Genomic DNA, 22368 nt, shown 5'->3' with positions numbered 1-22368 from the left:
TCTGTTGACGAGCGGAGGCCCGGTCTTCCACGACCGCGCCGCACACGCCAAGAGACTTCGGGTCGGCCGCGCTGGATTGCATAGTCGCCCCTGCCTGTCCTCCCGGACCGTCCTGAGCTGTCTTGTATCGGCGACAACGCCCTCGATCATCACTGGCCGATCCCACGCTGAGAAATCGTCCGATTGCGTTGTCAGAACGGCTGCCCTGCCCGCGAGCGGAACCATTTCTTGGGGTGGTGGTGGAGGAATTTATGACCGCGGTCAAGCTGCGCCTGCACCTACGGTCTCGCGGCCGGCCCGATTTCGCGGGTATCGATTTTGCCGGCCCGGCACCGACCAAGGGCTACCGCAGCGGCCCGAATTTCGGGTGCGGCGGCTGCGGGAACACCGACGCCCAGCCTGCGATGATGCCAGTGTGATGGCATCGGCAGATGCGGCTGCTTCCGGCGAGTTGGCCGGCGCGGGCCGGTCGACGTCAGGCCCTGACCGGGTCTCCGCTTCCGCTGCCGCGGCCGCCGCCACGTGGCCTGCCGCATCGGACACAGTCGGCGCTTCGTCCGGGACCGCTACCTCGGCCCGGCCCGCCGACGGCTCCGGCGTAGCCGCTCGGCCGACCCGTCTACCGCGACGTGAACGGGGAATGAAGTGCTTCCGGCAAGCTTCGCGGTAGTCGCCTGGCCGGGGCCCGGTTCGTCGGCAGCGGGCGCGACCCTACCAGTCTGCCCGCGGTGAACCGCCGAACCAGCTGCGACGACCGGCCGGTCCGCGTCGCGCGGCGCATGCTCACTCGGGGCCGGACGGGCAGGCCGCGTGCGGCTCACCTCGCCGTCCCAGACGAACGGCGGCCTGCTTCCGGTGTCATCGTGCAATCCGAGAGCGCTGCACTCCAACGAACAACCGTGCGCCCGACACAACTTCATCGCATGCCGCCGCACAAGTCCCCATTTCCGCCGACGCGCTTGATCACGCCGGAACTCCTCGTTCCCCGGCGAATAACGACGCGACCGGGTCCGATCCCGCATCGCGGCGATCTCCGACCTGGAAAACAGACTCAGCTGAGCCATGAACCATTATCCCGCACCCGCCCCACCGAACCCCAATAAACGATCAAGACAATTCTCGAAAGAACTTCCAACGAAAGGGGCGCTGATATCGGATCGAATCCGTTGTGGCTCCGCTCGCATTTTGGTGGTCCCAAGATTCGGTCAACGCTGATCACGGTCAGCCGGCCGTCGATCGCGCAGGTTGTCGCCATGAAGCATCGCTGCGGCCGACAGGCGACTTCAACGCCGGCCGTGGACTACATGAATCCGCGTGCCAGCAGCTCGGTCTCGACCGCTTCTCGGCGGCGGCGCCAGTCTCGCCGAGCCTTGGAGTTTCGGCCCGGCGATCTGCTGGACGATTGTTCGTACTCCCGAGCCAAGTCGAGGCGTTCGGCCAGCTGACGCTCAGAGAGGCCGGGCAGGTCACGGTCCCACGTCTCCAGCATCTTCCATCGCGACACCGTGCTACTCCTGACGCCGGCCCTGGACCATTCGATCACGTCGAAAAGGCGCCGGACATCCGGATTTGCCGCTGTCCGAGATGGTGCGGCGAGCCAGCCAGCCCCGCAGACAGGGCCTAGGCGGCCCGACGTCTCCGTGTTCGACCAGCCCCACACTCACGAGGTCTGGCCGAATAGACCGACGAATGGGTCGAAGGCCGCAGACCTGCTCCGCAAAGCGGCAGCGCTGCCGGGACGCGCCGAGCAGGGCGGTGGCCGGTTCTTCCTTCACGCCGGCGGACGTGACCACGTCAGTCGGTCGGCCGGCTGCTCGCTGACGCCTGCACCACGTCAAGCGACACCTCCGCCAGGCCAAAGGTCATCGGAGCGTGGACGCACCGCCACGGAGCCGGAGCCCTTAGTGGGCTTCGGCTCCGTGATGGTGGTCAGGCGGCGTGCGCGGGTTCCTCGACGTCGCGGGGCTGCTCAGGGGCGTGCCGCTCGAGCGCAGCGCCCTCGACGTCCACCACCGGCAGCCACGAGAGCCACTTCGGCAGCCACCAGGCCGACTTGCCCAGCAGGGCGATCGCCGCCGGGACGATGACCATGCGGACGATGATGGCGTCGAACAGGATGCCGATGGCCAGGGCGAACGCGATCGGCTTGATCGTGTCGTTGCCCTCGGGGACGAAGCCGGCGAAGACCGAGAACATGATCGTCGCGGCCGCCACGACGACCGGGGCCGCCTGTTTGAAGCCGGTCACCACCGCGTCGATGGGGCGGGCGCCGTGGGCGTGGGCCTCGTGCATGCGGGAGACCAGGAAGACCTGGTAGTCCATGGCCAGGCCGAACAGGATGCCGACGATGATGATCGGGGCCAGGCTCAGCAGCGGGCCCGTCGTCTGCGCGTTGACCAGGTCGGAGAGCCAGCCCCACTGGAACACGGCCGTGGTCGCGCCGAGCGCCGCGCCGATCGTCAGCAGGAAGCCGGCCACGCCCACCACCGGCACCAGCACCGACCGGAAGACCAGCACCAGCAGCACGAAGGCCAGGCCGACGACCAGGATCAGATAGATGGGCAGGGCCTGGTCGAGCTTTTCGGACACGTCGATGCTGACCGCGGTCTGGCCGGTCACGTACACCTCGGCGGCGGGGCCGTCGGCGACGTCGTCGCGGATGGTGTGCACGAGGTCGAGCGTGGCCTGGTCCTCGGGTCCGGAGCGCGGGATGACCGTGATCAGGGCCGCGTTCCCGGCCTGGTTGGGCTGGGGCTCGGCCACGAACGCCACGTCGTCGAGGCCGGCGATCTTCTCGCGCACACTGCCCGCGTACGCCGGGGAACCGGACCCGTCGACCAGGACCACCAGCGGGCCGGCGAAGCCGGGGCCGAAGCGCTCGGCGATGATCGCGTCGGCCTTTTCCTGGCTGCTGCCCTCGGCCGGCTTCTGGATGAGCGTGGTCTGCATCGAGAAGAACGGGATGGCGATGACGGCCAGCGCGGCCACGGCGACGATCAGGCTGAGCACGCGCTGGTGGGTGACCATGTGGGCCCAGCCGCGGTAGAAGCCGCGGTCTTTCTTCTCCTCGATGACTGTGCCGCGCTCCTTCTTGGGGAGCGCCCGCATGCCGATCGCGCCGAGGAAGGCCGGCACGAGCGTGATGGCCACGAGCACGGCGAACACGATCGTGGCCGCGGCGGCCAGGCCCATCTCGGTGAGGAACGGGATACCGGCGACGGCCAGGCCGGCCAGCGCGATGACGACGGTCAGACCGGCGGTGACGACGGCCGAGCCGGCGGTGCCGACGGCCAGCGCGACCGCCTCGGGCACGGGCAGGCCGCGGCGCAGCTCTTGGCGGAACCGGGTGACGATGAACAGCGCATAGTCGATGCCGACGGCCAGGCCCAGCATCACGGCCAGGATCGGGGTGGTCGACTGCAGCTCGGTGAAGCCGCTGAGCGTGGTGATGCCGAGCGCGCCGATGGCCACGCCGGCCAGGGCGGTGAGCAGGTTCATGCCGGCCAGCACGAGCGAGCCGTAGGTGATGGCCAGCACGACCAGGGCCACGACCACGCCGAGGATCTCGCCGGCGCCGCCGATGTCGGCCCCCGACTCCTGGGTGGCCTCGCCGCGGGCCTCGATGACCAGATCCGCCGTACGGGACTCGTCGACCACGGCCGTCAGGGCCTCGCGCTCCTCGACCGTGATCTCGGGCGCGGCCACGCCGTAGGTCACCGTGCTGTACGCGGCCCGCTGGTCCTGCGAGACGGTCGGCGCCTGCGGGTCGAGCGGGTTGGTCGCCGCGACCACGCCGGGCAGCTTCTGCAGCTTGGCCACGACGGCGGCGACCTGGGCCGCGCTGGCCTGGTCGGTGATCTTGCCGGTGCCGGGCGCCTCCATGACGACCTGGGCCGTGGCGCCGGCCGAGGCCGCGCCGAACCGCTCCTCCATCAGATCGAGCGCCTTGGTCGACTCCTGCCCCGGGATCGAGAAGGAGTTGACCATCGTGCCGGACAGGGTGGCGGCGCCGGCGCCGAGCGCGATGACGGCCACCAGCCAGGCGACCATGACCAGCGCTTTATGGCGTACGGCCCCGAGTCCGAGGCGATGCAGCAACGTTGCCATGTCCGTTGTTCCTTACTGGTGGGGAGCCTCGCGCCCGTGTCCGAGCGCGTCGTAGCTGACGTCGATGAGGTCGTCGAGGGTGACGGCGAGCGGCTTCTCGCGCAGCGCCACCCCCGCGACGGCGAGGGCGCCCAGGGCGCCGACCACGCGGAGCGCGCGGATCGGTTCGGCGTCGGGGTCGACCGCGAACGCCTCGAAAACTGGTTCGCCGATGCACTCCATAGCCGCGCCGAGCTCGTTCTCTTCCGTGCCGGCGAGCCCGCTGAGCAGCAGAGCCACGGTGCCGGGGCCGTCGGCGGCGAGCCGGGCGACGCCGGTGATGACGGCCCGGTCACGCACGGGACCGGGCGGCAGGGCGGCGACCTCGTCGGCCACCGCGCGAATGTCCTGCAGCACGCGATCGAGCACCGCCTGCTGCAGCGCTTCCTTGGTCGGATAGCGGTGGAGCAGGCCGGTCTTGGAGTAGCCGACCGCGTCGGCGATGCGCTGGATCGACGTCTCCTTGAAGCCGTGGCGCGCGAAGAGCGTCGCCGCGGTCTCCAGGATCTCGTCGTCGATCTGCTGCTTGGTCGGACGCGGCATGCGGACCACACTAGTCGGTTAGGGACCAACCTGGTCGGTAACCGACCGTGGCGGTCCTCACAGTTGATCTCATCCCTCAGGCCTACCGCAAAGAAACAGCCGGCTACGGGTTTCCCCGTAACCGGCCGTCGAACCCTGAGGTTCTAGCTGGTCACTTCCTTGATCCAACCCGCGATGTTGTCGACCCGGGCCGCACTCTCGATCTGGGTGTGCGGGCAGGACGGCCCGTTGCTGACCACGGCGACCAGCGCCGGGCCCTTCTTGCCACGTTCGACGAAGAAGGGGCCGCCCGAGTCGTACGGGCACGGGGTCGTGTCCGCCTGCGGCGAGTTGCCCTTGAGCTGGGTCACCGTGTCGGTGAGCCCGGCCACCTCCATCTTTCCGGTCCGGAGCCAGGTCACCGGGGCCGGGTTGGTGCTCGTGGTCGAGCCGTAACCGGTGACCCGGACCAGGTCGCCCACCTCGGGCGCCGTCCGGCCGACCTTGATCGGCCGGACGTCCCGGATCGGCTCGGCCAGCTTGGCCAGCGACACGTCGGCCGTCGGCGACTGGCGGACCGCGACGATCTCGACCTCGTGACCACGCTCGGTGTTCGTGAGGTCGGTGCGGCCCACCGTGGCGATCGTCGAGTCGGCCACCGGGCGCTCGACCCGGACGCCGTTCGCGTCCCGGAAGCAGTGCCCGGCCGTGATCACCCACTGTGGCGCGACGAGCGCGCCGGAGCAGGCGCTGTTGCGCTTGCCGCCGTCGGCCGTCGGGATGCCGGTCATGGTCAGCTTGACCGAGAAGGCATACCGGCCCGGCTTGACCTGTTCTCCGTTGGCGATCGCGTTCGCCGGGGCGGCGAACCCGAGCAGCCCGACGGCGACAGCACCGGCCGCGGCGAGAATCGATCTCTTTCTCTGTCCCATATGGATCAACCTAGCCGCGTCGATCAACCCCCGCGAATCGGGGAAGCCCCCGGGGGATCCCTGAGTGTCGCCGCGCTTTTTGCGCGGTTAAGTGGCTTTTCGCGCCGCGATTTCGGTCGGGGGTGGGGTTTTCCTCATCGGGGGCCGACCGGGGTTCGGCCCGGATGTTCCCAGTTCACTGCCTGCCTAGGTTCAGGTTCGACACAGGAGACGCAGCCTTCAGTCCGAGTAAGGGTGGCGGGCGGGGCGGTCGGATGGCGGGGGGAATGATGAGTAAGCGACCGGTGACGGTGCGCATGGCGCGCTGGAGTGCCGAGCATCCGTGGCGCGCGATCGCGCTCTGGGTGGTCTTCGTGGCGGTCTGCTTCGTGGGCGGCAACGCGGCCGGCCTCAAGGAAGCGACCGCGCAGGACGACGCGATCGGTGAGGCCGGACGCGCGTACGTCATGATCGAAGAGGGTGGGTTCGCCGACGAACCGGCCGTGGACAACGTCCTGATCACGGCTCGATCGGGCAAACTCGACACTGCGGCGGCCGAGCGCGCGGCCGCCGACGCGACCACCAAACTACGTACGGTAACTGGCGTAGCCGAAGTAGGTAAGCCGATCCCGGCCAACGACGGGTCGGCGCTGCTGTTGCCGATCACCATGGCCGGCGACCCCGAGACCGCCTCCGACCGCGTCGAGCCACTACGCACCGTCACCGCCGAGGTGCAGCAGGCCCATCCCGAGCTGCGGGTCGAGCAGGTCGGCGGCCCGTCCATCAACAAGGCGCTCGACGACACCCTGGGCGACAACTTCAAGCGGGCCGAGATCCTCAGCCTGCCGGTCACCCTGGCCATCCTGATCCTGGTCTTCGGCGCGCTGATCGCGGCCGGCGTGCCCGTGCTGCTGGCCCTGTCGTCGGTGGCCGCCGCGATGGGCCTGTCCACGCTGGCCTCGCACTTGATCCCGTCGACCGACGTCACGTCCAGCGTCATCCTGCTGATCGGCATGGCCGTCGGTGTCGACTACTCGCTGTTCTACGTACGCCGGGAACGCGAGGAACGCGCGAAGGGCCGCGGCCATGTCGACGCGGTCGAGATCGCCGCCGAGACCTCCGGGCACGCCGTGGTGGTCAGCGGCACGGCCGTGGTCATCGCGATGGCCGGCCTGTTCCTGGCCGGCGACTCCACCTTCTCGTCGCTCGCCGTCGGCTCGATCCTCGTCGTCGCCGTGGCCGTGCTCGGCTCGCTGACGGTCCTACCGGCCATTCTGGCCAAGCTGGGTCGCTGGGTCGACCGCCCCCGCGTCCCGTTCGTGTGGCGCCTGACCGCCCGCAACTCCGGTTCCGGTTCGCGTTTCTGGCGCGCCGTCCTGCACCCGGCGCTGCGCTGGCCCGCCGCCACGCTGGTCGTGAGCGTGCTCGCGCTGCTGGCCCTGGCCGCGCCCGCGCTGGGCATGAACCTCAAGTTCCCCGGTACGGAGGATCTGCCGCGCACGACTCCGGCCATGCAGGCGTACGACCGGCTGACCGCGTCGTACCCGAGCAACGGCACCACCCACCTGGTCGCCGTGCAGGCCCCCGCCGCCCAGGCCGCCGAGGTCAAAGCCGCGCTGACCAAGCTGGCCGCGAGCACCGAGGGCAACCGCCTGTTCGCCGCGCCGGAGCAGACCGGCCCCGACATCGAGGTCTCCCCCGACAAAACCGTGACGGTGCTCGACCTGGCCACGCCGTTCACGTCCCGCAGCGACGAGGCCACCGATTCACTGCACCAATTGCGTACGACGTTGGCCCCCACCGCCCTGGGCAGTCTCGACTACGCAGTCGGCGGCGACGTGGCCAACAACGAGGACTACGCGAAGCACATCTGGCGCACGTTGCCGATCGTGGCCGGCGTCGTGCTGCTGCTGACGTTCCTCATGATGGCGTGGACGTTCCGCTCGGTCGTCGTGGCCGCGACGTCGATCCTGCTCAACCTGCTCTCGGTCGGCGCCGCGTACGGCCTGCTGGTGCTGGTCTTCCAGGGCAGCTGGGCCCCCGACCTGCTCAACTTCACCTCGATGGACGCGATCGTCAGCTGGCTACCGCTGTTCCTGTTCGTGGTGCTGTTCGGCCTGTCCATGGACTACCACGTCTTCGTCGTCTCCCGGATCCGCGAGGCAGTGCTGCGCGGCGTCCCGACCCGCGAGGCCGTGGCCGAGGGCATCACCGGCTCCGCCGGCACGGTCAGCAGCGCGGCCCTGGTGATGGTCGCGGTGTTCTCCATCTTCGCCACCCTGTCCACCATCGACATGAAGCAACTCGGCATCGGCCTGGCCGCCGCCATCCTGCTCGACGCGACGATCATCCGGGCCGTGGTGCTCCCCTCGGCCATGACGTTGCTCGGCCGGGCCAACTGGTGGGCGCCCCGCTTCATGCGCCCCCGCGGCCGCCACGCCGCCACGGCCGTCGTGACCCCGCCCGCCCCTGAACCGGAACTGGCCGGGCGTCACTGACCCTGGATGGGAGGCTTCCACCCCGGGGGCCTCCCATCAGCACGTCCAGAAATCGTGCCCGTGCCGCCCGGCCCGGAACCCATGCGCCTCGGCGATGTGCACGGCTTCGCGAAACCCCTCGGCCAGCGCTGCCGGATAGTGGGCGTCGCTGCCGAACGAGATCGCCCGCCCACCTTCTTCACGCCACCACCGGACCACCTCAGGGTGCAGTGGCAGCTTCGAGTTGAGCTCCAGCACCCGCCCACCATCCGCGATCGCCCGCAGAGCAAGGCGAAATTCTTCCTCGTACGCCATCGGATCGAACATCTCATCGGTCGGCCAGAACCGGACCGGGTAGTCGATGTGCGCGAAAACGGCGAAGTTGTCGCTCCCCGCGACAACCGCCGGCACGGCCCCCAGATAACGCCGCAGCGCCTCTTCACGCCCGTAGTGCTCGAACAGCATCGGCGGCTCGTAGAACGTCTCCCCCACCGGAAGCCCGTGCTGCGACCCGAGCACCCGATCGAACCGTCCCGCCCGCAGAATCACCGCCACCGCCTTGACATGCAGGTGCGGCTCCCCGATCTCGAGCCCGCTCAGGATGCGCAACCCCGGAAACCGCTCCCGGCACCGCTCCACCGCCGAGAGATACCCCTCGACGTCGAAAGGCGGCGCGGTCACCCGCCCTTGCGCGTCGGCGAAGGAGGCGAGGTGCGGGCTCTCGGCCAGTGTCTCCCGGTCAGCCGTCCACACGATGTGATCGAGGTGCTCGGTGAACGCCACCGCCGGCACCCCGATCTCGAGGGCCCGCGCACAGGTCCCCTCCATGTCCCCGATGTTCGTGTCCCACGACCATTCGCTGTGTACATGACTGTCCCCCGGCAACACGCTGGCCCCTCCCCGACGATTACCTGTCGCTCAGTCTCGCGTACTGCAGCAGCGCACACCCCAGCACCAGCCGCGGATCAAGCCCCGCGGCCCCGCGCCCCCAGCGCCGGAGCGAGCTGAACCCGCCGTCCCACCGCAAGCAAGCCACGCCCCGGGAACTGTTGCACCTGCCGTAGCGGCATGTGGTCTGCTCGGAGAACCTCGGCACGAAAGGCTCTGTCTGTGACGCACTCCTTCGTCATGCCACCCCGGCTGGTCAAGATCGGCGATGCCGCCGTCTTCGCGGGGACCACGCCGCGCGCCATTCGGCACTACCACCAGATCGGGCTGCTACCGGAGCCTGAGCGGGGCGGGGCGGGGACGGTCGCCGGCGCTACGGCTACGACGACATGATCCGTTTGCTGTGGGTCCGCAAGATGGCGGAGGCTGGCATCAGCCTTGACGACATGCGGGCGGCCTTCGCGGAAACCCCGGAGATCGGGGACGTGCTGGGCCGGCTGGAGGAGACCCTGGCTGCTCAGGAGGCCGCCATCAAACGCCGGCGCGCGGCCGTTCAGCGTCTTCAAGCCGTGGGCAGCCCGCTGGGACTGCTCTCCGAACTGGTCACCGACCGGCTCGACCACCTGCCCCCGGGCACGCTGCGCTCCGACGACCTGGACGCGCTACTGGTCACGGAACGCATCTTCGGTCCGCTGGGCGCCGCGATCCAGGCCAGCGTTTTCATCGTGCTGGCCACCCACCCCGGGCTGCGGGCGGAGCAGGACCGTCTGGATGCGGCCGAGGCGGCCCTGGACGACAACGTGGATCCCGAGGACCCGCGCGTGGAAGAAATCGCCGTACAGCGCTGCGCCCACCAGCTGGCCCTGGACCGCGCAGTCGAAGCCGCCGGGCTGAACGCGGCCGAGGAGGACCTCTTCGAGGCCGACCTGCCCGAGGACAACGACACCCAAATGAGCGCCGTTCAATCGATCACCAAGATGCCGTACGACTTTTCGCCCGCCCGGCAGCGCTGCCTGGAACGCACCGCACAACTCCTCGCCGAGGCCTAGCCATCGGCCCTTACGGGGTTCGTCCCGCCGCTGCGATCGGCGCGACGGCACGGAGTTCGGCGGTCAGCCTCGCGGCCAGTTCCGGCGCGGATTCCGACGGCGACGACGGCGTGGGCTCGAAGAAGGTCACCTTCAGCCGGGGGCGTCGCGGGAATCGGGCGATGTCCACGGTCCCCGTGACCGCCGCGCAGACGATGCGGGCCTCCGGCACCGCTTGCGCGAGGCGGCCGGCACCACTGCGGGCCCGCAGCTGACGGCCCTGGGAACGGGTGCCCTCCGGAAAGATCCCGATGCAGCCGCCGGCGGCCAGGCACTGGATCGCCGCCTCCAACGCATCCGTGTCGGCCTCGCCTCGGCGTACGGGAATCTGCCCCATCCCGTCGAGGATGCGACGCAGCAGCGGATTCTTCCAGAGCGACGCCTTGGCCAGGGCCTGGATCTGCCGGCGCTTGCGGGCGGCGGCCGCGATGACCACGGGATCCCACGAGCTGTCGTGGTTGGCCGGGACGAGCGTCGGGCCCTGGGTCGGAAGGATCTCCAGACCCACCACCTCGAGGCGGCCCCACCAGCGGACCACCGGCCAGGCCGCCGCCATGACCGCTCGATAGACCGGTGCTATCCGCCCGGCCTCATCGGTTGCCGCAGCAGAACGATCGCGCCGCATGACTCACTCTCACCGTCCGGGCCCAGCCGTATCCCCGGCAGAGACGGCGACTCACCGGCCCTTGTCTAGCAGCTCGATCGGCCCCTTAGCAAAAGCTCAAGGCGCCGGCACGTCGTCGAAGGTCGGCGGCACGGTCAGCCAGGTCGCCCGGCCGAGCGGCCAGAACAGCGTGAAGGCGCGTCCCACGACGGAGTCGGCCGGAATGGTCGCCTCCTCGACGTTCTGACCGGTCAGCCAGTGCTCGAGCGAATCGGCGGAGGCCGCCCGATGATCCCCCATCACCCAGATCCGGTCCGGCGGAACCGTGATGTCGAACGGCCCGCCGGCCGCCTGGTTCGCCACCCCGTCGGACCCTTTGAAGATGTACGGCTCATCGAGGGCGTGCCCGTTGACCGTGATGCGGTGCTGGGCGTCGCAACACTGCACACGGTCGCCGCCGACCCCGATGACACGCTTGATGAAGTCTTTGTCCGCGGTGCCGCCCCGCCACTGCAGGGGCGCCTCGAACACGATGATCTCGCCCCGCCGCGGTTCCCGGACACTGTAGACAAGCTTGTTGACCAGCACTTTGTCGTCGATGTCGAGCGTGTGCTCCATCGACTGGGACGGAATGAAGAACGTCTGCACCACGAACGCCCGCACGAGAACGGCCACGAGCACCGCCACCCCGATGAGGATCGGCACCTCACGCCAGAACGACCCACGACGCTTCTCGACCTGCTCGTCCTGTTCGTCCCCCACAACCGGATCCTATCGACCCGGTTCACTGCCGGCACCCGCAGCGCCACGAGCGCATCAGACCTGGGCGAACCCACCATCGACGGCCAGGTCGGACCCGTTGACGTAGCTGGACGCATCCGAGGCGAGAAAGACAGCCGCCGCCGCGATCTCCTCAGGTTCGGCCAGCCGCCCAAGAGGAATCGTCGCGCCGGCCGCCGCCAGCTGGTCAGCCGGCACCAGATCGATCAGACCCTGCGTACGCGTTCCCCCCGGCGAGAGCACGTTGATCCGGTACTGCCCCGCCCCCGCGCCGTGGGCGAAGCCCCGAACCAGATTCCGGATCGCCGCCTTGGTCGCCCCGTACACGGGGAGGTCGGACTGCGGCCGCGTAGCCGCCGTAGATCCGGTGAGGATGATCGACGCACCTCGCGAAAGCAACGGCAGCGCCTTCTGCACGGTGAACAGCGACCCCTTCACGTTGGTCGTGAACATGGCGTCGAACTGCTCCTCAGTGATCTTGCCCAGCGACGCACTGATCCCGATCCCAGCATTGGCCACCAGAACGTCGATCCGCCCCGCCCGCTCCCCCACCGTCGCGTAGAGCCCGTCGAGATCCGAGAGCCGCCCGACGTCACAGCGAACACCGGTCACCCGCGCCCCGAGCTCGGCCTCGACCGCATCAAGCTCCGCCTGCCGCCGCCCGGCAACGAAGACCCGCGCTCCTTCGGCGTGGTAGGCCCGCGCGATCGCCAGCCCGATGCCCGCGTTGGCCCCGGTGATCACCGCGACCTTGTCCTGCAGCACTCCCATGATCACTCCGTCCGCTGTTATTGACGATGCAGTCAATAACACTGGTTATGGACCGCCCAGTCAAGAACCAGACCACCAATGTGACCCGCCGCACGCAGCCGCACCAGCATCACGGCGCAGCGGCTCACAGGACGCGCGACGGGCGCGAGGACGCGGACCGAAGTGCGCGACAAGCGCGGAGCGGGGCAGCGCTAGATTCGGGAGCAGCGCTAGGATCGGGCGCGAAATGCGGCGCGGCCGCGGGATACGGCGCGGCGCGAGGCGCGGGGTGCGGCACAGGGCGGGACGCGCGGCCCAGGATGGTCAGGGTCTAGTTGTGGAAGACGCGGAGCGCGTCGAGTGCGACCGCCGTCAGGGCGCCGCGGCCGACGCCCGAGCGGCCGAGCAGTTCCATTCCCCGGGTGATGGCGACGAAGTACATCGCCAGGGACGACACATTCGCGTCGGCCGGAAGGTCACCGTTCTCCCGCGCGAGCTCCAAGCAATGCGCGTAGATTCCGGCCAGCTCTTCTATGCCGGCTTTCGTGACCGTCGCGAGCTGGTCCGACTCGTCGGTCGACTCGACCAGTGCCCGCGTCTGAAGCGAGACCCGGCTGCCGCTACGGCTGAACTCGATCGCCAGCCGAAGCATGTGCCCGCGGATCCGCTCGAGCGGAGAGGCGTCGCCATGCTCGAGCGCCTCCGAGACGGCCCGCGCCGCTTCCTCCCGGTCTTCCGAGAGCGCCCGCAAGAACAGCTCCCGCTTCCCCCCGAACGCGTTGTACAGACTCTGCTTCCCGAGCCCGGTCGCCTGCACCAGGTCGTCCAACGTCGTCGCAGCCAGCCCATTGACAGCGAACACCTCGCCGGCGCTGCTGACCACATCACGCTCGACGAACTTGCGGGGACGCGCCATCCCCCCAGGCTAGTTGGTCAAATACACCCGCCCACCGCACGGCATCCCCCAACCGCCGCGCGAGCCGGGGGCTGATACCGGGCAATGAGCGCGTGACCGATGGCGGCCAGCTGCTCGCGGACGCCCGGCGGGCCGGTCAAGCCCCCGAAGCCGTGGATGGATCCGCGTCACCGCCAAGCCGTGTCGAAGGTTCACGCACGACCAGGCAGGAGCTTTGATCCCGGCGCCACCCGACCAGACGCTGACCGCAACCGGCACGGTGCGAACGCGCACCCCACCACCCAGGCCGGCCTGGGTAACCGAAGGTCTTCCTGGACCACAACGCGGCAGCCAGACCCGAACCCGCACGGGTTCCCCCAGCCCAGCCCCGCACCCAGAGAAGCGCTGCCCCCAACGCTGGAGCGAGATAAAACCACCCAAGGTCGGGGGGGGGGGGGGGGGGGGGGGGGGGGGGGGGGGGGGGGGCGGCCCCGGCGGGCACCCCGCCCCCCCCCCCCCCCCCCCCCCCCCCCCCCGACCGTCAAACCGTAAGAAAGCCGCGCCCTTAAGCAGCCCCACTCCCATTCGACTCAGCCGAAACAGCATGCGGAATCCCAGGAGCAGGCGAAGACCCAGGGGCCTCACCGCGGGCGACAGCACCGGGAGCATCGGACGGATTGATCCCCGCGGCCGCGTACGCGTCGGCTTCGTCCAACGTCTCGGTCTGGAGCAGCCGGTGGGCCAGGCTGTCGAGCTGCGGCCGGTGCGACCGCAACAGGGACAACGCCTCGGCGTAGCACTCGTCGACGATCTTCCGGACCTCGGAGTCGATCAGCTCTTTGGTCCCCGGCGCCACCCCGTCGAGCCCGAACGGCGACTCCTGCCCCGGCGGCGGCAGCACGGTGACCGGCCCGATCGCGTCGGACATGCCCCATCGGCCGACCATCTGCCGGGCGATGTTGCTGACCTGGTCGAGGTCGCTCTCGGCCCCCGTGGTCTCGTCGCCGAACACGACCTGCTCGGCCGCACGCCCACCGAGCGCCCCGATGATCCGCCCCTTCAGGTACTGCTTGGAGTACCCGTACCGATCGCTGGACGGGCTCTGGAACGTGACGCCCAGGGCCTGCCCCCGCGGAATGATCGAGATTTTGCGAACCGGGTCGGCGCCCGGCGTGAGCATGCCCAGCAGCGCGTGCCCGGATTCGTGGAAGGCCGTGCGCTCCTTCTCGTCCGGGGTCAGCATGAGACCGCGGACGGTGCCCAGCACGATCTTTTCCAGGGCGTCGGTGAAGTCGTTGTTCCGCACCTGGTCGTGCCCCCGGCGCGCGGCCAGCAGCGCGGCCTCGTTGACCAGGTTCTTCAGGTCGGCCCCGACCATGCCCGGCGTCGACGCGGCGATCCCGTCCAGGTCGACCCCGGGAGCCAGCGGCACCCCCCGGGTGTGCACGGCCAGGATCGCCCGGCGCCCCGCCAGATCGGGCGGGCTCACCACGACGCGCCGGTCGAAGCGCCCCGGGCGCAGCAGCGCCGGGTCGAGGATCTCGGACCGGTTGGTCGCGGCCAGCACGACCACACCTTCGCTGCCGGTGAAGCCGTCCATCTCGGTCAGGATCTGGTTGAGCGTCTGTTCCCGTTCGTCGTTGCCACCCAGCGACTGGGCGCTGCCCCGGGCCCGTCCGATGGCGTCCAGCTCGTCGATGAAGATGATCGAGGGCGCGACCTTCTTGGCCTGGTCGAACAGATCGCGGACCCGGCTGGCGCCCACACCGACGATGGCCTCGATGAATTCTGAGGCCGAGATGGAGAAGAACGGCACCCGGGCCTCGCCGGCCACCGCGCGGGCCAGCAGCGTCTTACCCGTTCCGGGCGGACCGCTCAGCAGCACACCGTGCGGGATCTGTGCGCCGAGCTTGCGGTACTTCTCCGGTTCGCGCAGGAAGTCGACGATCTCGGTGACCTCTTGCTCGACCTCCTGGATGCCGGCCACGTCGGCGAATGTCGTCCGTGGCCCCGATTCCGGCTGGTAGAGCTTGGCCCGGGATTTGCCGAAGCTGCCCAGCACCCCTCCCCCACCACCGCCGCCGGCCATGCGCCGGCTGATCCAGACGAACAGGGCGACCAGCAGAATCGTCGGACCGAAGCCGATGAGCAGCTGCTGCCAGATCGGCGCGGGCGCGTCCGGCGGGTTGGCGTTGACCGGCACGGAGTCGGCCTGCAGCTGGGAGAAGAGGTCGTCGTCGGCGAACGAGGGCCGCTGGGTGGTGAACCGGTCGACCTGCTCGGACTTGGTGTCCCCGGTCGGCGTGTAGGCCACTTCCTTCTTGAACTGGCCTTCGATGGTGTCGGCGGTCGACGTGATCTCGGCGACGTTGTTCGCCTGGACCTGGGTCAGGAAGAAGGTGTACGACACCGGTTCGCGCGCGGGTGGGGCCAGGAAGAACGACGAGATGATCCAGTTGAGGGCGAGCAGCACGACGAGCATGCTGCCGAAGCGGACCCAGGTCGAGCGCGGCCTTTTCGGGCCACCGGGTGCGGGTGCGGACGGCACGCCCTCCACTTTCCAGGGGTGGGGGCGCTGCGGCGGCTTCGCGTCTGGGGCATCGGCGGGCATGGCGCGAAGCTACCCCTCGGATGTGGCGCCGATGCGCAGTCGTGACGCGCGCTACGGATGCTGCTCCTCACCACATTCTGCATGAACCGACAAAGCCCGGCTCGACGCTGTGGACAACCCTCAATCGCCTCGCCGCGGCGCCTAAAATGGCGGCGATTCGCCACCCCGGGGTGGGTGGGCTGGGTAGGAGTAGTAGCCGGGCCAAACCGCCGCCGCGACTCCCGTCACAATTCCCGTAATCGGGACATTAGTGGCGGCCAGTGAGGATACTTTTCTCGACCGGATAAGCCCGTGAAGAGAAAGCCGCCGCGTTGCCCGAGTCGCTCGTCGAGTCCGCGGACCCGATCACGATCGTCGCCGCGAGCCTCCTGCTCTGCGCCGTGCTCGCGGCGTTGCTGCGCCGCAAGGTCAAGCCCGTCGTCGAAGCCGTCGGTCGGGCGGCGCTGGCCGAAGTGCGGCCGCATCTGCCGGATCGCCTGCGCCGGGTGGCCCGCCGCTTGTACGAGCGGATCGACCCGGCCATCGCCCGCTCGGTGCTGGTGGCCGCGATCGCCGCCGGCATCGCCTGGTTCGCGGCCGAGACCCTGCAGCTGGCCGGCGCGGTCACCGCGTCTATCACCGCGATCCTGTCGGTCCATCTGAGTTCGCACGCCTCGGTCCGCGAGGGTACGAAACGTCTCGTCGGCACCGCGGCCGGTGTCGGCTTCGCGGTCGGCGTGTGGGGCGTGTTCGGCCCGGGCCCGCTGTCGATCGCGGTGATCGCCGGGTGCGGGCTGGTCGTCGGCCGGCTGCTGCAACTGGGCGACGGCGCCGTCATCGTGCCCGCGACCTCGCTCGGTGTCCTGGTCGCGGGCAGCGCCCTCACCGAGTCGTTCGTCTGGGAGCGGGTCGTGGCCACCGGGCTGGGCATCGTGGTCGGCATGATCCTGTCGCCGCTGGTCAGCGGAATGACACCGCTGGAGCGGGCGCATTGCAAGCTGGCCCACCTGTCGACCGAGATCTCGCGTCTGCTGGGCGATCTCGGGGCGGGGGCGGCCCGGGGGTACGGCCGGGATCAGGCCACGCAGTGGCTGGCGCGCTCCCGGGAGCTCGGTGAGACGTTGGGCGAGGCGGTCGACGCGGTGGAGGATCTGGACCGGCAGGCCCGCTGGTCGCTCACGACGCCGCAGGCCGAGGTGGCGCCGGTGCACCACACGTTCCGCGTGCTGGAGCACGGCGTGCACCAGGTGAACTCGGTGGCCCGCTCGATGTTCGACGCGGCCGTGACGCCGCACAGTCCCGGCGTACCGGATGACATCGGGCCGTTGCTGACGGCCGCGTCCGAGGCTTTCGCCGCGCATGCCACCTTGGAGACGGAGCCGGACGCCGACACCACGCAGGACGCCGACAACCTCGAGGATCTGCTCGACGGCCTGCGCGAGGCCCGGCGGCAGACGTTGCACAAGGTGCGTACGCAGACCGACGACACGGGGGTGCTGGTGCTGACCGGCTCCATCATCGCCAACATCGACCGGATGGCCGGCTCGCTGGAACGGTCGGCGCCGGCCCTCACCGTCGGCGCGCGGGAGACGGGCGGCCTCGGCATCCCGGCCGTCTCCGAGGTCGTACCCGTGGTCCGGAGCTTCTGGGAGAAGGCCGTGATCACGCGGGACAAGTGAGGACACGCAGAGACGCGCGCCCGGGTGGGGGTCCGAGCGCGCGCCTGGTCCGCGGGGCTTACTGGTTGAGCGAGCAGGGCGCGAGGCCCTCGGCGTTCAGGTTCGGCTTGACGGCGTTGCGGCCGATCGCGGTCTCGATCCGGTTGATGGTCGCGAACCGCTTGTCCTCCAGCGGGCCGAGGATCGCGTTCTGGACGAACGCCGGGCCGCCCTGGCCGACCGACGAGGCGATGCGGGCGTTGGCCTCGGCGATCTGGGTGTTCAGCAGTTCGAGGTTGCGCTGCACCTCGGCCGCGGCCTGGGCCGGGATCTCGGGCAGGTTGTTCACCTGCGGGCAGTTGACCGTGGCCACGGCCGCGTTGCCACCACCGTTGTTGCCACCACCGTTGTTGCCACCGCCGTTGTTGCCACCGGCGTTGCCGCCGTTGCCCGCGTTGCCGCCGGCCGCGGGGACCTCGACCGGCTGCTCGGCCGAGTTGCCGCCGTCCTCGTTGAGCGAGCAGGTCGACAGGCCTTCGGCGTTGAGGTTCGGCTTGGCCGCGTTACGACCGATCGCCGTCTCGATCCGGTTGATCGTCGCGAACCGCTTGTCCTTCAGCGGGCCGAGGATCGCATTCTGGATGAAGGCCGGACCGCCCTGCCCCACCGACGTACGCAAGCGGTTGTTGGCCTCGGAGATCTGGGTGTTGAGCAGTTCGAGGTTGCGCTGGACTTCGGCCTGGGCCTGCGCCGGCACGGCGGGCAGGTTGTTCACCTGGGGGCAGTTCACCGTGGGAACGACGCCTTCGCCGCCACCCTCCGCAGCGCCACCGCCGGCCGCGGGCACGTCGACCGGCTGCTGGGCCGAGTTGCCGCCGTCCTGGTTGAGCGAGCAGGTCGACAGGCCTTCGGCGTTGAGGTTCGGCTTGGCCGCGTTACGACCGATCGCCGTCTCGATCCGGTTGATCGTCGCGAACCGCTTGTCCTTCAGCGGGCCCAGGATCGCATTCTGGATGAAGGCCGGACCGCCCTGCCCCACCGACGTACGCAAGCGGTTGTTGGCCTCGGAGATCTGGGTGTTGAGCAGTTCGAGGTTGCGCTTCACCTCGGCCTGGGCCTGGGCGGGCACGGCGGGCAGGTTGTTGACCTGCGGGCAGTTCACGGTGGGTACCGTCTCGGCGGCCGAGGCGACGCCCAGGCCCACACCGGCGAGGACCACGGCGACGCCCGCGACCGCACCGATCTGCCAACGGCGAGAAATCGAGCGGGACTTGTTGTACCGGGCTCTGTACATTGGAGCTGCGCCTTCCGCCAGGGGGACCGAATTTTGGCTACGGCCATCCATACGGGAGCGCTCCCACGAGAGATTATCGCTTAAGGAACACTTAAGGTGATCTTTCTTGAGCCCGGGCAAAACCCCAGGTCAGGCCCGGTCGTACGAACCTGAGGCGAGCTCCTCCAGCAGGGCCGGCCGGGTCGGTTTCCAGGACAGCTCGCGCCGCGCCTTCTCACCCGACGCCTGCTGGTCGAGCAGCAGCGCCGCCCCGAACTCGCCGAGCCGCGCCACGGTCGCCGCCGCGTCCTCGGGCACGACCCGCCCATTCAGACCCAGACGCCGGCTCGCGGCTTCACCCATTTCCCGTACGGTCGGATTGTCACCACTGACAGCGATGTACCGCTGTCCCGACTCACCGAGCGTGAGCGCCGCGACGTACAACTCGGCCAGATCATCGACGTGCACGGTCGTCCAGTGCTGGTCGCCCGATCCGAACAGCCGCACCTCGGCCCGGTCGCCGAGGAACATGGCCGGGATGCCCGAGCCGTGGCCGTACACGATGCCCGGCTCGATCAGCAGCGAACGGATGCCCGGCGCGGTCAGCCCCCGGTTGTCGACGGCCTCGCGCCAGGCCACGATCGGCGGCGCGTCGAGCCGCTTGGCCTCGGTGATGTCGGCGCCGGCGCCATAGACCCAGATCCCGCCCGTACGCACGAGGGTGGCCCCCGGCCGCAGCCCGGCCAGCACGGCGTCGACGAAGTCGGTGTCGGCCGCCGCGCTGGTGGCGTCGCCCGGCGTGGCCAGCGCGATGACCGCGTCGGCCTCGGCCGCCAGCCGCCGGACGGTGTCGCGGTCGCGCATGTCCCCGACGACGGTGGTGACGCCCTCACCCCGTACGGAAGGCTTGCGAACCAACGCGGTGACGCTGTGCCCGGCCGCGGTGAGCGCGGGGAGCACGTGGGAGCCGATGTAACCGGTCGCGCCGGTCAGGAAGATCTTCATGCCGTCAGCCTGACTCGGCCCGGTGTTCGCCGCCAACGAATGCTTCCGATCTGCGTTATCGGGGACGGCGATAGGCTGGCCGGGTGGAACAACGCCAGCTGCAGTTCTTCGTGGCCGTGGCCGAGGAGCTCAACTTCACCCGGGCCGCGCGCCGCACCCACGCCGTGCAGTCGACCGTGTCGGCCAGCATCCGCGCCCTCGAGCGCGACCTCGGGGCCTCACTTTTCCGGCGTACGACGTCGAGCGTCGCCCTCACCGAGGCCGGGCTCGCGCTGCTGCCCGAGGCCCGGCGGGCGCTCGACGCGCTCGACCAGGCCCGCGCGGCCGTGGCCGGGGTGCGCGACGGCGTCACCGGCAGCCTGCGGATCGGCACGCTGTCCGGCCTCACGATGATCGACCTGCCCGCGCTGGTCCACGACTTCCGCTCGCGCCACCCGCACGTACAGCTCACCCTGAGCGTGGCCGCCGCCGGCACCGACGGCATGCTGGCCGAGCTGCACGCGCACACGCTCGACCTGGCCTTCGTGGGCGTCCCGGCGCCGAGCATCCCCGGCCTGCACGTCGACGAGATCGCCTGGTTCCAGCCGCGTCTGCTGGTGCCGGCCGGTCATCCGCTGGCCGGCGAGCCGAGCGTCGCGCCGGCCGCGATCGCCGACCAGCTGTTCGTCGACCTGCCGCCGGGTTTCTGCAACCGCGTACGCACGGACAACGACTTCCGGCTGGCCGGCATCACGCGGCGGATCGCCATCGAGGTCAACGAGCTGAGCACGATCCCCCGCTACGTCGAGTCGGGCATCGGCCTCGCGGTGGTGCCTCCGCTGGCCGCCGAGGACGACACCGACGTCGTACCGGTGGCGCTGGATCCGCCGGCCGAGTCGTGGGTGCTGGGCGTGGCCCGCAGCACGACGGTGCCGCCGAGCCGGGCCGCCCAGGCGTTCCTGGATCTGATCGACGCCCACGTCGTGCGGCGCGACCGCTATTGAGTGGTCGCAGTACGGTGGACGCCATCCGACAAGGTGAGGTGATCGCGGTGCATCCGGTGTTGTGACAGCCCCAGAACGGGGCTGCGCGGAGCCGGAAGGTGACCGTCGATGAGTCGGACCGACAAAACTCGGCCCTGGTGGGTGCAGCTGGTGGACGCGCCGGGGGTGAGCTGCAAGCCCGTGCACGACCACCGCTTCGGGCCGTGCACCCTGCCCGTCCGGGCGATGCCCGAGCGCGAACGCCGCACCGGCTGCCGGTGGACCGGCACAGCCGCCTTCTACGTGAAGCGCTGCGAGAGCCACGGGTCGGCGGAGTGGAACTTCCTCGCCCGTCAGGACAGGCGGCGTGACCGGCACCGGGCCCGCCGGGCGCTGCGCTCTTCGTATTCCACCGCGCGTTAGCCCGGCCGCCGATCACGCGGGCCGCCGCTCGCGTGATCGGCGGCCTCGCATGATCGGCGCGGGAACCGTCAGAAGCCGAGGATGTCGGCCAGCCACGGGTTGCGGAACGTGCCGGCCGGGTCGTAGCGGCGCACCAGCCGCTCGAAGTCGCCGAACCGCTCGTACCCGTCCCGGATCGTCGACGGCGCCTGGGTGAACACCTTGCCCAGGTGCGCGCGCGGCGACAACGGCGCCAGACGCTGCTCCAGCTCGGCCACCACCGGGGTGACAGCGTCGGCGTCGGCGATCCAGGTGAAGTGCAGGGCGATGCTGTCCCGCTGGTAGTTCGGGCTCAGCCACAGGTCGTCGCCCTTGATCGTGCGTACCTCGCACACCTGCAGCACCGGCGCGACCCGCTCGCGGATCGAGGCCACGGCGTCGATCGCGGCCAGCCCGTCCGTACGCGCCACGTGATACTCCGACTGCAGCTCCTCGCCGCTGGACGGGGTGAACTCCATACGGAAGTGCGGCATTCGCTGATGCCACGGCCCCGGGACGCCACCCTGCTCGGTGCTGTTGACCGCGGGCATGCCCGGCACCGGGTGCCGCGGCCCGTCGGCCGGCCGGGCGCCGTACCAGTCGCCGCTCATCGGTTCGGTGCGCTTCAACCAGGCGTGGCTGATGTCGAGGCTGGTCCAGTTGGTGAAAAGGCTGACGCTGTACCCGTCGGCCAGCATCTCGTGCAGGTGCTGCTCGACGGAGGCCCGGGGCACGTTGTCGTACACGTACTGCCGCAGCTCGAACGCCGGCTGCACATCCACGGTGAGCGCGACGACCACACCGAGCGCCCCCAGGTTGACCACGGCCCCCGGGAAGTCGGCATCCCCGCGAGCCAGCGTCACGAGCTCACCCGAACCGTCGACGAACTCGATCGACGAGACGGCGGCGGCCAGGTTCTGGTTCCTCTCGCCCGAGCCGTGGGTGGCGGTGGCGACCGCGCCGGCCACCGAGATGTGCGGCAGCGAGGCAGTGTTGTGCAGGGCCAGCCCGTTGTCGTAAAGGTGCCCGGCCAGCACCCCGTACCGAATGCCCCCGTCAACCCGCACGGACTTGCGGTCGGCACTGATCTCAGCCAGCCGCGGCAACTCAGCGAGCGAGACCAGCGTGCCGTCGGTGTCAGCCATCCGGTTGAAGGAGTGCCCACTGCCCAGCACCTTGATCGGCCCGCCCCCGGCCACGATCTCGCGCACCTCGGCCACCGAAGTGGGCCGGCGCACCTCCCGCGCCCCGAAGACGATGTTGCCGGCCCAGTTGGTCACTCGCTCGCTCATAGTTTCACCCTAGAACCTTTCCCGGTACGCCCGGCAGGCCCTCCCACCAGCGCCGAAACCCCGAAAAGGACCGCTCGCCGAAGACC

19 protein-coding genes are annotated in these 22368 nt (G+C 69.9%); 7 read left to right on the top strand and 12 right to left on the bottom strand.

What is annotated here, in order from left to right; translation table 11 throughout:
- Positions 1-251 precede the first annotated feature (251 nt).
- A complete protein-coding gene (locus M1L60_RS10750; protein ID WP_253237205.1) occupies positions 252-419 on the top strand; it encodes a hypothetical protein in 168 nt (55 codons plus the stop codon).
- Positions 420-1929: 1510 nt separating this feature from the next.
- Here the strand turns inward: M1L60_RS10750 and M1L60_RS10745 are convergent.
- The 3 genes from M1L60_RS10745 to M1L60_RS10735 form a co-directional block, all read right to left on the bottom strand.
- Positions 1930-4107, bottom strand: coding sequence for an MMPL family transporter (locus M1L60_RS10745; RefSeq protein ID WP_253237204.1), 2178 nt, complete (start codon positions 4105-4107; stop codon positions 1930-1932).
- 12 nt (positions 4108-4119) lie between these two features.
- Entirely contained in the window at positions 4120-4689 is a 570-nt protein-coding gene (locus M1L60_RS10740) for a TetR/AcrR family transcriptional regulator (protein ID WP_253237203.1), read from the bottom strand.
- A 143-nt stretch (positions 4690-4832) separates the two neighbouring features.
- Complete coding sequence (locus M1L60_RS10735; RefSeq protein WP_253237202.1) at positions 4833-5600, bottom strand: S1 family peptidase; 768 nt, start codon at positions 5598-5600, stop codon at positions 4833-4835.
- A 269-nt stretch (positions 5601-5869) separates the two neighbouring features.
- On the opposite strand from M1L60_RS10735, the gene M1L60_RS10730 reads away from it, so the two are divergent.
- Positions 5870-8077, top strand: a complete 2208-nt coding sequence (locus M1L60_RS10730) for an MMPL family transporter (protein WP_253237201.1) — start codon at positions 5870-5872, stop codon at positions 8075-8077.
- Positions 8078-8113: 36 nt separating this feature from the next.
- Here the strand turns inward: M1L60_RS10730 and M1L60_RS10725 are convergent, their stop codons facing one another.
- The gene (locus M1L60_RS10725; protein ID WP_308208447.1) at positions 8114-8944 is read right to left on the bottom strand and encodes a PHP domain-containing protein; all 831 of its coding nucleotides are present in this window, start codon (positions 8942-8944) and stop codon (positions 8114-8116) included.
- A gap of 222 nt (positions 8945-9166) precedes the next feature.
- On the opposite strand from M1L60_RS10725, the gene M1L60_RS10720 reads away from it, so the two are divergent.
- Both M1L60_RS10720 and M1L60_RS10715 read left to right on the top strand, forming a co-directional pair.
- Positions 9167-9337 (top strand): MerR family transcriptional regulator, encoded by a 171-nt coding sequence (locus tag M1L60_RS10720; RefSeq protein ID WP_253237199.1) that lies wholly within the window; start codon positions 9167-9169, stop codon positions 9335-9337.
- 23 nt (positions 9338-9360) lie between these two features.
- The gene (locus M1L60_RS10715; RefSeq protein ID WP_253237198.1) at positions 9361-9993 is read left to right on the top strand and encodes a MerR family transcriptional regulator; all 633 of its coding nucleotides are present in this window, start codon (positions 9361-9363) and stop codon (positions 9991-9993) included.
- A 10-nt stretch (positions 9994-10003) separates the two neighbouring features.
- Here the strand turns inward: M1L60_RS10715 and M1L60_RS10710 are convergent, their stop codons facing one another.
- From M1L60_RS10710 to ftsH, 5 genes are all read right to left on the bottom strand, one after another.
- Positions 10004-10588, bottom strand: a complete 585-nt coding sequence (locus tag M1L60_RS10710) for a lysophospholipid acyltransferase family protein (protein ID WP_253237197.1) — start codon at positions 10586-10588, stop codon at positions 10004-10006.
- Positions 10589-10753: 165 nt separating this feature from the next.
- Positions 10754-11398 (bottom strand): signal peptidase I, encoded by a 645-nt coding sequence (gene lepB / locus M1L60_RS10705; RefSeq protein ID WP_253237196.1) that lies wholly within the window; start codon positions 11396-11398, stop codon positions 10754-10756.
- A gap of 54 nt (positions 11399-11452) precedes the next feature.
- Positions 11453-12187 (bottom strand): SDR family NAD(P)-dependent oxidoreductase, encoded by a 735-nt coding sequence (locus tag M1L60_RS10700; RefSeq protein ID WP_253237195.1) that lies wholly within the window; start codon positions 12185-12187, stop codon positions 11453-11455.
- A 310-nt stretch (positions 12188-12497) separates the two neighbouring features.
- Positions 12498-13082 (bottom strand): TetR/AcrR family transcriptional regulator, encoded by a 585-nt coding sequence (locus M1L60_RS10695; protein WP_253237194.1) that lies wholly within the window; start codon positions 13080-13082, stop codon positions 12498-12500.
- 544 nt (positions 13083-13626) lie between these two features.
- A complete protein-coding gene (gene ftsH / locus M1L60_RS10690; RefSeq protein ID WP_253237193.1) occupies positions 13627-15609 on the bottom strand; it encodes an ATP-dependent zinc metalloprotease FtsH in 1983 nt (660 codons plus the stop codon).
- A gap of 374 nt (positions 15610-15983) precedes the next feature.
- Between ftsH and M1L60_RS10685 the strand changes: the two genes are divergently transcribed.
- Positions 15984-17330 carry an FUSC family protein gene (locus M1L60_RS10685; protein ID WP_253237192.1) on the top strand — a complete coding sequence of 449 codons (1347 nt, stop codon included), beginning with the start codon at positions 15984-15986 and terminating at the stop codon, positions 17328-17330.
- Positions 17331-17388: 58 nt separating this feature from the next.
- Here M1L60_RS10685 and M1L60_RS10680 read toward each other — a convergent pair whose 3' ends face one another.
- Complete coding sequence (locus M1L60_RS10680; RefSeq protein ID WP_253237191.1) at positions 17389-18603, bottom strand: hypothetical protein; 1215 nt, start codon at positions 18601-18603, stop codon at positions 17389-17391.
- A gap of 129 nt (positions 18604-18732) precedes the next feature.
- The gene (locus tag M1L60_RS10675) at positions 18733-19587 is read right to left on the bottom strand and encodes an NAD-dependent epimerase/dehydratase family protein (RefSeq protein WP_253237190.1); all 855 of its coding nucleotides are present in this window, start codon (positions 19585-19587) and stop codon (positions 18733-18735) included.
- Positions 19588-19670: 83 nt separating this feature from the next.
- Here M1L60_RS10675 and M1L60_RS10670 point away from each other — a divergent pair, with 83 nt between their 5' ends.
- Positions 19671-20570: a LysR family transcriptional regulator gene (locus M1L60_RS10670; RefSeq protein WP_253237189.1), complete on the top strand. Its 900-nt coding sequence runs from the start codon at positions 19671-19673 to the stop codon at positions 20568-20570.
- 108 nt (positions 20571-20678) lie between these two features.
- Positions 20679-20972 carry a hypothetical protein gene (locus M1L60_RS10665; protein WP_253237188.1) on the top strand — a complete coding sequence of 98 codons (294 nt, stop codon included), beginning with the start codon at positions 20679-20681 and terminating at the stop codon, positions 20970-20972.
- Positions 20973-21040: 68 nt separating this feature from the next.
- Here M1L60_RS10665 and M1L60_RS10660 read toward each other — a convergent pair whose 3' ends face one another.
- Positions 21041-22282 (bottom strand): FAD-binding protein, encoded by a 1242-nt coding sequence (locus tag M1L60_RS10660; protein ID WP_253237187.1) that lies wholly within the window; start codon positions 22280-22282, stop codon positions 21041-21043.
- Between the last annotated feature and the right edge of the window lie 86 nt (positions 22283-22368).

The sequence above is a fragment of the Paractinoplanes aksuensis genome (genome assembly GCF_024137025.1).
GTDB classification, from domain to species: domain Bacteria; phylum Actinomycetota; class Actinomycetes; order Mycobacteriales; family Micromonosporaceae; genus Actinoplanes; species Actinoplanes aksuensis.
The sequence above is the reverse complement of the archived record's forward strand: the minus strand, read 5'-3'. Positions and strand labels throughout refer to the sequence as shown.

What these genes read in the sequence shown, in the direction of transcription:
- M1L60_RS10730 (WP_253237201.1), top strand. Translation starts at nt 5,870, where the DNA reads ATGAGTAAGCGACCGGTGACGGTGCGCATGGCGCGCTGGAGTGCCGAG.
- M1L60_RS10745 (WP_253237204.1), bottom strand. Translation starts at nt 4,107, where the DNA reads ATGGCAACGTTGCTGCATCGCCTCGGACTCGGGGCCGTACGCCATAAA.
- M1L60_RS10660 (WP_253237187.1), bottom strand. Translation starts at nt 22,282, where the DNA reads ATGAGCGAGCGAGTGACCAACTGGGCCGGCAACATCGTCTTCGGGGCG.
- M1L60_RS10665 (WP_253237188.1), top strand. Translation starts at nt 20,679, where the DNA reads ATGAGTCGGACCGACAAAACTCGGCCCTGGTGGGTGCAGCTGGTGGAC.
- M1L60_RS10715 (WP_253237198.1), top strand. Translation starts at nt 9,361, where the DNA reads ATGGCGGAGGCTGGCATCAGCCTTGACGACATGCGGGCGGCCTTCGCG.
- M1L60_RS10710 (WP_253237197.1), bottom strand. Translation starts at nt 10,588, where the DNA reads ATGGCGGCGGCCTGGCCGGTGGTCCGCTGGTGGGGCCGCCTCGAGGTG.
- M1L60_RS10680 (WP_253237191.1), bottom strand. Translation starts at nt 18,603, where the DNA reads ATGTACAGAGCCCGGTACAACAAGTCCCGCTCGATTTCTCGCCGTTGG.
- M1L60_RS10750 (WP_253237205.1), top strand. Translation starts at nt 252, where the DNA reads ATGACCGCGGTCAAGCTGCGCCTGCACCTACGGTCTCGCGGCCGGCCC.
- M1L60_RS10695 (WP_253237194.1), bottom strand. Translation starts at nt 13,082, where the DNA reads ATGGCGCGTCCCCGCAAGTTCGTCGAGCGTGATGTGGTCAGCAGCGCC.
- M1L60_RS10700 (WP_253237195.1), bottom strand. Translation starts at nt 12,187, where the DNA reads ATGGGAGTGCTGCAGGACAAGGTCGCGGTGATCACCGGGGCCAACGCG.
- M1L60_RS10740 (WP_253237203.1), bottom strand. Translation starts at nt 4,689, where the DNA reads ATGCCGCGTCCGACCAAGCAGCAGATCGACGACGAGATCCTGGAGACC.
- M1L60_RS10735 (WP_253237202.1), bottom strand. Translation starts at nt 5,600, where the DNA reads ATGGGACAGAGAAAGAGATCGATTCTCGCCGCGGCCGGTGCTGTCGCC.
- M1L60_RS10675 (WP_253237190.1), bottom strand. Translation starts at nt 19,587, where the DNA reads ATGAAGATCTTCCTGACCGGCGCGACCGGTTACATCGGCTCCCACGTG.